This is a genomic window from Sphingobacterium sp. UBA5639 (genome assembly GCF_002421245.1).
Classification (GTDB): Bacteria; Bacteroidota; Bacteroidia; order Sphingobacteriales; family Sphingobacteriaceae; genus Sphingobacterium; species Sphingobacterium multivorum.
Genome location: NZ_DIJR01000028.1, coordinates 169,745 through 179,198 on the forward strand (window position 1 = coordinate 169,745; position 9,454 = coordinate 179,198).

The window sequence follows — 9,454 nt, forward strand, 5'->3', positions numbered from 1 at the left end:
CCCACAAAAAATATTGCCAAATGTTGCATTATTCAGCGATGCATCAAACTGAATTGACTGCGGCGAATATCAAATACAATATCGGCAATAAAACATATCAAAAGAAATGATAAAATCAAACTAAATACATTTTCATTATAATATTTATAATATTTCCGTTTTTTATTCCTATATTAGCAATGTATAATATTTGAAAAGGAAAGATGATTCAACAAAGACCGAAAACGGAGGGCCTCTACGACCCTAATTTTGAGCATGACGCCTGTGGGGTAGGCTTTGTCGCCCATATCAAAGGGAATAAATCACACGCACAAGTAAAAGATGCATTAACCATGTTGGAGAATATGGAGCACCGTGGTGCTTGTGGCTGTGACCCAGAAAGCGGTGATGGAGCGGGTATCATGATCCAGCTTCCCCATGAATTTTTATGGGAAGAATGTATCAACTTGGGTATACAATTGGAAGAGCCAGGTTATTATGGCACAGGTATGGTCTTTCTTCCAAAAGAAGAAGACATGAACAAAATATGTCGGGATTTGATTGAGGAAGCGGCAGCAGAAAGGGGTATGAAATTCCTTGGCTACCGTCCAGTACCAGTCAATCGTGAAGGTATTGGACCAACAGCGCTCAGTGCAGAACCTGAAATAGTCCAATTTTTTGTTAGCAGACCGGACGGCGTTTCAAACACTGAAGAATTTGAACGCAAACTTTTTGTACTACGTCGCCTGATCATTCAAAAAGTTAAACAACAACAAGAATACCCTCTCCCCCTTTACTTTGCATCGCTTTCTTGCAAAACAATTATTTACAAAGGTCAATTAACAACATACCAGGTCGGAACTTATTATCTTGATTTACGCGATCCTCGTGTGGTATCTGCTTTTGGCTTAGTTCACTCGCGCTTTTCCACCAATACTTTTCCTTCATGGTCCCTCGCTCAGCCATTCCGTATGCTGGCACACAATGGCGAGATCAATACATTGACAGGTAACCTGAATTGGTTTTACGCCGGTATGCGCGCTTTATCATCGCCGTATTTTACGGAAGAAGAGATGGAAATCTTACTTCCTATTGTTGACCGTGGTCAATCAGATTCTGCCTGCCTTGACAATGTAGCCGAACTTCTTTTACATAGCGGACGTAGTCTCACCCATGTGATGTTGATGTTGGTCCCTGAGGCTTGGGATGGCAATACGCAAATGGATCCTTTAAAACGTGCTTTCTACGAATATCACGCAACCTTGATGGAGCCTTGGGATGGTCCTGCAGCACTCTGCTTCACCGATGGCAAGCATATTGGTGCTACATTAGACCGCAACGGCTTACGCCCGCTACGTTATGCCGTAACCTCAGACGACCGCGTCGTTGTTGCTTCTGAAGCAGGGGCACTTCCGATCGAGGAGTCTACCATCATCAAAAAAGGCCGTCAACAAGCAGGCAAGATTTTCCTTGTCGACATGGAACAAGGCCGTATCCTCACCGATAACGAAGTAAAAGATCAATTGATCAACCAACAGCCTTATAGTGATTGGTTGGACAACTATAAAATTAAGCTAGAAGAACTGGAAGAACCTCGTGTAACCTACACCTATCTTTCCAAAGATTCTGTTTTCAAATATCAAAAGACATTTGGTTTCTCCCGCGAGGATCTAGAAACCATCCTGACCCCAATGGCATTGACAGGATACGAACCAACAGGCTCCATGGGGTCCGATGTTCCGCTAGCCATTCTTTCCGATCAACCACAACATATTTCAAGTTATTTTAAGCAATTTTTTGCCCAAGTAACCAACCCACCGATCGATCCGATTCGCGAACGCTTGGTCATGAGTTTAGCAACATTTATCGGTAACGCAGGCAATATCCTAATCGAAGACAAGAAATTCTGTCACTGTGTAACCTTACCGCATCCGATCCTGACCTCCAAAGAACTGGAGAAATTGCGTTCGATCGATACAGGATTGTTCCAAGCAAAAACCATCCAGTCTTACTTCCGCTCAGATGGTAAACCTGGATCATTGGAAGCCGGTCTGGAACGCTTGTGCCGCTATGCGGATGATGCTGTACGTGATGGTTTTGAAGTACTCATTCTTTCGGATCGTGCGATTGACTCCAAACATGCAGCTATACCTTCATTACTTGCTGTTTCGGCAGTCCATCACCACTTGATCAAAACAGGTAATCGTGGTGCTGTAGGCCTAGTGGTCGAAGCCGGTGATGCTTGGGAAGTACACCATTTTGCCTGCCTATTGGCATTCGGTGCCACAGCGATCAATCCTTATATGGCCTTGGCAAGTATCCGTACCATGAAGGAACAAAACACCTTGGATACCGAACTGACTTGGCCTGAACTATCCAAAAATTACGTCAAAGCCGTTAACAATGGTTTGTTGAAAATTTTCTCCAAAATGGGGATCTCCACATTGCAATCCTACCACGGTGCACAGATCTTTGAGGTACTTGGTATTGACAAGTCTGTTGTCGATAAATTCTTTTGCGGAGCTGTCTCACGTATCGGCGGTATGACTTTGGATGATCTGGCTAAAGAAGCTCTTTCAAAACATTGGCGCGGATTTGAAAAAAGCCGTACTCCACAAAATCTATTGCCAGAAGGCGGTATTTATCAATGGAAGCGTCGTGGTGAAGGCCACCTTTGGAATCCAGACACGATTCACCTATTGCAACAAGCCTGTCGCACTGGAGATTATGCGACCTATAAAAAATACGCGCAGAAAATCAATGAGCAAAAAGAACACATGTTTACCCTTCGCGGATTGTTGGACTTTGCAAAACATCGCAATTCTATTCCATTGGAGCAAGTAGAACCTGCTAGTGAAATTCTAAAACGTTTCGCAACCGGTGCGATGTCTTTTGGATCAATTTCCCACGAAGCGCATAGCACCCTTGCCATCGCCATGAACCGCATCGGCGCAAAATCGAACACCGGTGAAGGCGGCGAAGATGAATTGCGTTATCAACCGCTTCCAAATGGAGATTCTATGCGCTCGGCAATAAAACAGGTTGCCTCGGCTCGTTTTGGTGTTACTTCCAACTATCTGACACAAGCAGACGAACTACAAATCAAAATGGCGCAAGGTGCCAAACCGGGAGAAGGAGGTCAATTACCCGGCGCCAAAGTGGATGCCTGGATTGCAAAAACCAGACACTCTACACCGGGTGTCGGTCTAATTTCACCACCACCCCATCACGATATTTACTCCATCGAAGATTTAGCGCAGCTGATCTTTGACCTAAAGAATGCTAACCGTCAAGCAAGAATCAACGTAAAGTTGGTCTCTAAAGCGGGTGTTGGTACCATTGCTGCCGGAGTGGCGAAGGCCCATGCCGACGTGATTCTTATCGCAGGTTTTGATGGTGGTACAGGTGCATCCCCGATCAGTTCAATCAAACACGCTGGATTGCCTTGGGAATTAGGGCTTGCAGAAGCGCATCAGACACTTGTTAAAAACAAATTGCGCAGTCGCGTTGTGTTGCAGGCGGACGGTCAGGTAAAAACAGGTCGTGACATCATCATCGCCACACTATTGGGCGCTGAGGAATGGGGCGTATCTACAGCAGCATTGGTTGCCGGTGGCTGTATCATGATGCGTAAATGCCACTTGAATACATGCCCTGTGGGTGTTGCAACGCAAGATCCAGAACTGCGTAAATTATTCTCTGGAAAACCAGAAGATATTGTCAACTTATTTACCTTCCTAGCAGAGGAAGTCCGTGAAACGATGGCTTATCTTGGCTTCCGCACCATCAACGAGATGGTCGGGCGGGCTCAGTTCTTAAAGAAACGGGAAAATATAGACCATTGGAAAGCTAAGAAAATTGATTTCACAGACATTCTACATGTGGAACGCAACGAGCCTGGACAATCGTTATACAATACCGAAGAGCAGGATCACGGTATGGCCATGATTTTGGATTGGGGCTTATTAAAACAATCCAAGTTGGCTTTAGAAAGCAAAACGCCTGTATTTGGCACATTTAAAGTAAAAAACACAGACCGTACCATCGGAACCATGCTGTCCAATGAAATTTCAAAACTTTATGGTTCAGAAGGTCTTCCAGACAATACCATCAATTTCAAATTTGAAGGTTCTGCCGGACAGAGTTTTGGTGCATTTTCAACGAAAGGTCTTTCATTTGAATTACAAGGTGAAGCCAATGACTATGTTGGAAAAGGACTATCAGGAGCTCAGTTAGCCATCTATCCAGTTGCAGAAAGTGCTCTAGTACCGGAAGATAATATCATTATTGGCAACGTTGCACTATTTGGAGCAACATCTGGGCATCTATTCGTCAACGGACAGGCCGGTGAACGCTTCGCCGTACGTAACTCTGGTGCAACAGCTGTAGTTGAAGGTGTTGGTGACCATGGCTGTGAGTACATGACAGGGGGGCGTGCGCTGATCTTGGGTGCTACAGGTCGTAACTTTGCTGCCGGAATGAGCGGTGGTATTGCGTGGATCTACGACATTAATGAAGATTTCCGCGAAAACTGTAATCAGGAAATGGTCGATCTGGATCCATTGGAAAGTGAAGACGAAACCGCAATTATCGCCTTACTGAAACGTCATATCTTGCTCACCAATAGCCGTAGAGCAGATTTCATACTACAAAATTGGTCAAGAGAAAAAAATAAATTCATTAAGGTATTCCCGAGAGAATACAAAAATGTCATTCGTCAAAAATTAGTTGAAGCATAATATAGGAAGCACAGATCATGGGAAAAATTACAGGTTTTAAAGAATTTGAGCGCGTGCTTCCAACAAAAGAAGCTGTTGAAGGTCGCGTACAGCACTATAAAGAATTCAATAAAGGGTATTCTGAGAACGAGCTCAATAAGCAGGCCGCGCGCTGCATGGACTGCGGTATTCCATTTTGTCATTCAGGCTGTCCACTGGGCAATGTCATCCCTGAATTTAACGATGCCGTATACGATGGAAAATGGGAAGAGGCCTATCAGATTTTGTCCTCCACCAATAACTTCCCTGAATTTACAGGTAGAATATGTCCGGCACCATGCGAATCAGCCTGTGTACTTGGTATACATAGTACTCCGATCACTATCGAGGAGATCGAAAAACATATTATCGAGATTGCTTTTAAAAAGGGTTATGTCAAAGCACATAAAAGTTATTTAAAAACAGGCAAACGCGTCGCCGTCGTGGGCTCCGGTCCAGCCGGACTAGCGGCTGCTGCTCAGCTCAATAAAGCAGGACACGATGTTGTTGTTTTCGAACGTGATGATCAGGTTGGAGGATTACTCCGCTACGGTATTCCGGATTTTAAATTAGAAAAATCGGTAATCGATCGCCGTGTCAATCTCCTGAAAGAATCGGGAATAGAATTCAAGGTGAATACAGAAGTTGGCAAAGACATCAGCTTTTATGAATTAAAAGCTTATGATGCTGTTATATTGGCAACAGGCTCTACCGTTCCATGGCACATGCAATTACCAGGGCATGAAGCTAAAGGCATACATTTTGCTATGGACTTTCTGACCCAGCAAAATAAAGAAGTAAGTGGAATTGCTATCGAACAAGACCGCATCCTGGCAACAGACAAACATGTTGTTGTCATCGGTGATGGTGATACCGGATCAGACTGTATTGGTACATCCAATCGTCATCGTGCAAAAAGTATCACACAGATTGCCCGCAAACCTACACCTTCTAAACAACGTCTAAAGAACAATCCTTGGCCAATGGACAAGCTCACATTCGGAACCTCCTCTTCTCAGGAAGAAGGCTGTGAAAGACTTTGGGCTACAGAAACGCAAGAATTTGTTAAAGATGAAGATGGCCATATCAAAGCTATAAAAATCAAAGAGGTTCAATACGAAGTTGATGAATTTGGAAAAAGAACCCGCTTAGGAGAATCCGAGATCCGTGAAATACCAGCAGACCTCGTCTTATTGGCTATTGGTTATCAACACACTGAACATACGCTCCTAGAACAATTGGGTGTACGTGTCGATGAAAAAGGAAATATCCTTGCAAATGATAAAGACTACCAAACGACAATTGATAATATCTTCACTGCTGGAGATTGCCGTAAAGGCCAGTCGCTTGTTGTTTGGGCCATCTCTGAAGGACGCGAATGTGCTCGAAAAGTAGACGAATACTTAATGGGGTATTCAGAGCTTGAAAGCAAGGACTTCCTGGCAACAATAAATGCTTAAAAGAAGGAAGTTCTCAATAGAGAGATCATACCAGTGATATGCTAAGCTACGTTTAGACTTCGTAACAAGGATAAAAGCTTGGACAGCACAAAACATAAAAAGGTCCGTTGAGAATTCAACGGACCTTTTTATAATTAATAGTTAGCCACTATTTCAATGGATCCTTAAGTTTAACAAAATAAATACTGTTTTTGTCTACGGTCTTTATACAAGGTAATATTTTCGTCGCATAAAAACCTTTTCCCGTTACCCCAAAATCATCATCATTACATACCGCGATCAGAGATGGATTAATGACAGCCAGGCCCTCAGCTTTATCATGCGGATACAATTCCTTGATATCCGTCATTAAATCGGCGACCAATGTCTTATTGACTGGTTTAATATTATATTTTGCCAATGTAGCCGCGTCTTTGAGTTCCTCCACAGTTTTACCATCAAATAATTTCCCCGTTGCCGTATTATTCGCATCTGAGATATCTGTTGCGCCAGAAAGATCTATTTTATAAATCTTCTTAAATACAGTAGAACGAGTTGTTTCTGTCGCGTATTCCCCGTCACGTTCCAATACAATAAATGTTGAATTGCTCACGGCAGCGATTTCACTTACTGCCTGCAAATCGGTACGCTCCATCATATAGACATATTGTTTCGTGACGCCGCTCGCAATATCCAGCGTAACAATACGGATTGCCAATGAATTTTTAATCGCATCTTTAGATGGATTATAAAGTGGAAATTGCATAATTCCGACCAGTGTTTTACCATCTGGTGTAAGCGTCAATCCTTCCATTCCACGATTAGGACGACGTTTGGCAAATACCAAAGGCAACTTTTTACCCGTAGACCACGGATTGATCCGCTCTATTTCCTTTCCCGAAGCGTCAAAATGAACGATATGTGGTCCGTATTCGTCACTGACCCACCAAGAACCATCCGCCGCTCTCGCTAGTCCCTCTGAATCGATTCCATCCTCACTTTTCCCTAGATCTTTACCATCAACCCCCAATGCTTTTTCCCCAGAACCACCTTTCCCTTCTGGATTTGGTAGACCATTCAATTTCACACCATCTTTATTTTTCAATTCGATAACAGATTCCAATGTTAGCGTATTGTCTTTTAATCTGAATTTACCGATCTGCGGTGTAAATGTTGGCGAAGCAAATAGTTTACTATCATTTTCCGTCCCATCAATATTTGGTCCCCTATCCGTTAAAAGATAAAATATAGATTTATCAATAGGATCTTGAGCCATCGATGATCCATAACCCCCATTATACACTTTTACTCCATTAACATCAATCAATACTTTGGGATCTGTTGCTATGGCCTTTTCGGGATAGGTCAGTTCAATCGGATCAGTAATCTGCGATACGTCATCTTTACTACATGAAGCACATAATAGGGCCAACGCCAATACACTGTATATTTTTTTCATCTGTCTAAATTTTTCAAATAATGCTTACTGTTATCCATATTCCGGACACGTTCAACTAGTTAAATTTCATCCTTATCGTCTTGCTTAGGCTATAACACAGCAGGTTTTGTCTACACAATCCATGCGCAGTGGGCAACCCAACGGTATTGCAAACATAAAAGCCAAATATTAGCCAATGATTAACATAAGTTTAAATAAACTGCATCAACCGTAAAAAACACGGTATAAAAATTAATTATCCTCGATTATGGAATTTTGAATTTCCCGGCATCACTACAAGAATAAATAGCTAATTGTGCAGCGAATTAACAGTATATTCTCTGCCCTCACCTACTAAAAATAGAAAGATGAAAAAGATCATAGTTGCCCTTTGCATAATTTTGGTATTTTCTAATGTGGATACGAAATCTCAGATCAGAACTACACGCGAAATACCAAGCTTAAAAATTAAAGATGGCGATGGCCAGCAAAACAAGGTGATATTGGCAGACCTAAAAATAGCTGTCGTCATATTCGGAAATATAGCCAAAACGACGATGACAATGGTCTTTGATAACAAGACCAACCGCGATCTCGAGGGCGAACTGACATTCCCTATGCCCGAAGGTGTCTCCGTGAGCGGCTACGCCTTAGATATCAACGGCAAATTACGACAAGCAGTTCCAGTCGATAAGAATAAAGGAACCGAAGTATTTGAAAGTATAGAAACACGCCGCATTGATCCGGGTTTATTGGAAAAAGTCGAAGGAAATAATTTCCGAACTCGAATTTACCCTTTACCAGCGAATGGGAAGCGTACCGTTCAGATTAGCTATTCAGAAAATCTGACCACAACATCGGATCAGGCTCGGTACTACCATCTACCCTTAAACTATAGTTCCCCCATTGAAAACTTCGCATTGGATATTCATGTCTTTCAAAATACCGATAAGCCAGATTTCACCGAGAAACCAGACGGTTCTTTGGCTTTCTCACAGCATAACAGCAATTACACAGCTTCTTTACATAAACAACAGTTTAAATCCCAGCGAAATTTAGTTCTTCAACTGCCGACAGGCAACAAGGAAGCATCTGGCCTATTTCAGGAAAATGGGGATAAAAGCTTCTACTTTCTTGCCAATGTAACGGCAAACGCGACAAAATCTACTCAAAAAAAATGGGGGCACAGTATTGGAATTATATGGGACCGCTCGCTCAGCAGTAAAAATAGAGATATAGAAAAGGAACTCGCCCTATTAGATCTCTTTTTTAAAGAAAACCCCAATATGACTGTCGATCTCGGCTTATTGGATATCCGCTTTGTAAAAGGTCATACGTTTCAGGTACGACAAGGTAATTGGAATGATCTCAAAAACTACATCAAAGGAATTGACTACGATGGCGGCACAGACTATAGTCAAATAAAAACCGGTGTAATACAGGCCAACAATTACCTGCTGTTTAGCGATGGCCTTTCTACATTTGGTCAAAGTAAAATCAACCTTGACAATCCAGTTTATTGCATTACTTCGTCCAATGGATCGGACTACGGTGTCCTAAAACAAATTTCCCAGAAACATCTTGGAAAGATGATCAATTTAGCCAATACCTCAACAACTGAAGCGTACCATAAGCTAAATACGATAGACCTTATTTACCTGGGGATAAAAGAAAAAAATGATTTTGAGGAAGTTTATCCTCAAAAAGGCACGCCAGTACAAGCCAATTTTTCTCTCGCAGGCGTAGGGAAAAGCCCGGGATTAAAGCAGATCACCGTACTTGTAGGAGATGGGCAACAAGCACCGCAAGAGATTAGTATAGTCTCTCCTTAAACCACCTAT

Annotated in this window: 4 protein-coding genes; 3 read left to right on the top strand and 1 reads right to left on the bottom strand. The window is 42.5% G+C overall.

The window, feature by feature from the left end; translation table 11 throughout:
- The first annotated feature begins 203 nt into the window (after nt 1-203).
- Both gltB and B4Z90_RS16915 read left to right on the top strand, forming a co-directional pair.
- Nucleotides 204-4,718 (top strand): glutamate synthase large subunit, encoded by a 4,515-nt coding sequence (gene gltB, locus B4Z90_RS16910; protein WP_070560673.1) that lies wholly within the window; start codon nt 204-206, stop codon nt 4,716-4,718.
- A gap of 17 nt (nt 4,719-4,735) precedes the next feature.
- Complete coding sequence (locus tag B4Z90_RS16915; protein ID WP_070560674.1) at nt 4,736-6,196, top strand: glutamate synthase subunit beta; 1,461 nt, start codon at nt 4,736-4,738, stop codon at nt 6,194-6,196.
- Nucleotides 6,197-6,344: 148 nt separating this feature from the next.
- Here the strand turns inward: B4Z90_RS16915 and B4Z90_RS16920 are convergent, their stop codons facing one another.
- The gene (locus B4Z90_RS16920) at nt 6,345-7,634 is read right to left on the bottom strand and encodes an esterase-like activity of phytase family protein (RefSeq protein WP_070560675.1); all 1,290 of its coding nucleotides are present in this window, start codon (nt 7,632-7,634) and stop codon (nt 6,345-6,347) included.
- Between the two features lie 347 nt (nt 7,635-7,981).
- Between B4Z90_RS16920 and B4Z90_RS16925 the strand changes: the two genes are divergently transcribed.
- On the top strand, nt 7,982-9,445 hold the full coding sequence (locus B4Z90_RS16925; RefSeq protein WP_286802824.1) for a VIT domain-containing protein: 1,464 nt from the start codon (nt 7,982-7,984) through the stop codon (nt 9,443-9,445).
- The last annotated feature ends 9 nt before the right edge of the window (nt 9,446-9,454 follow it).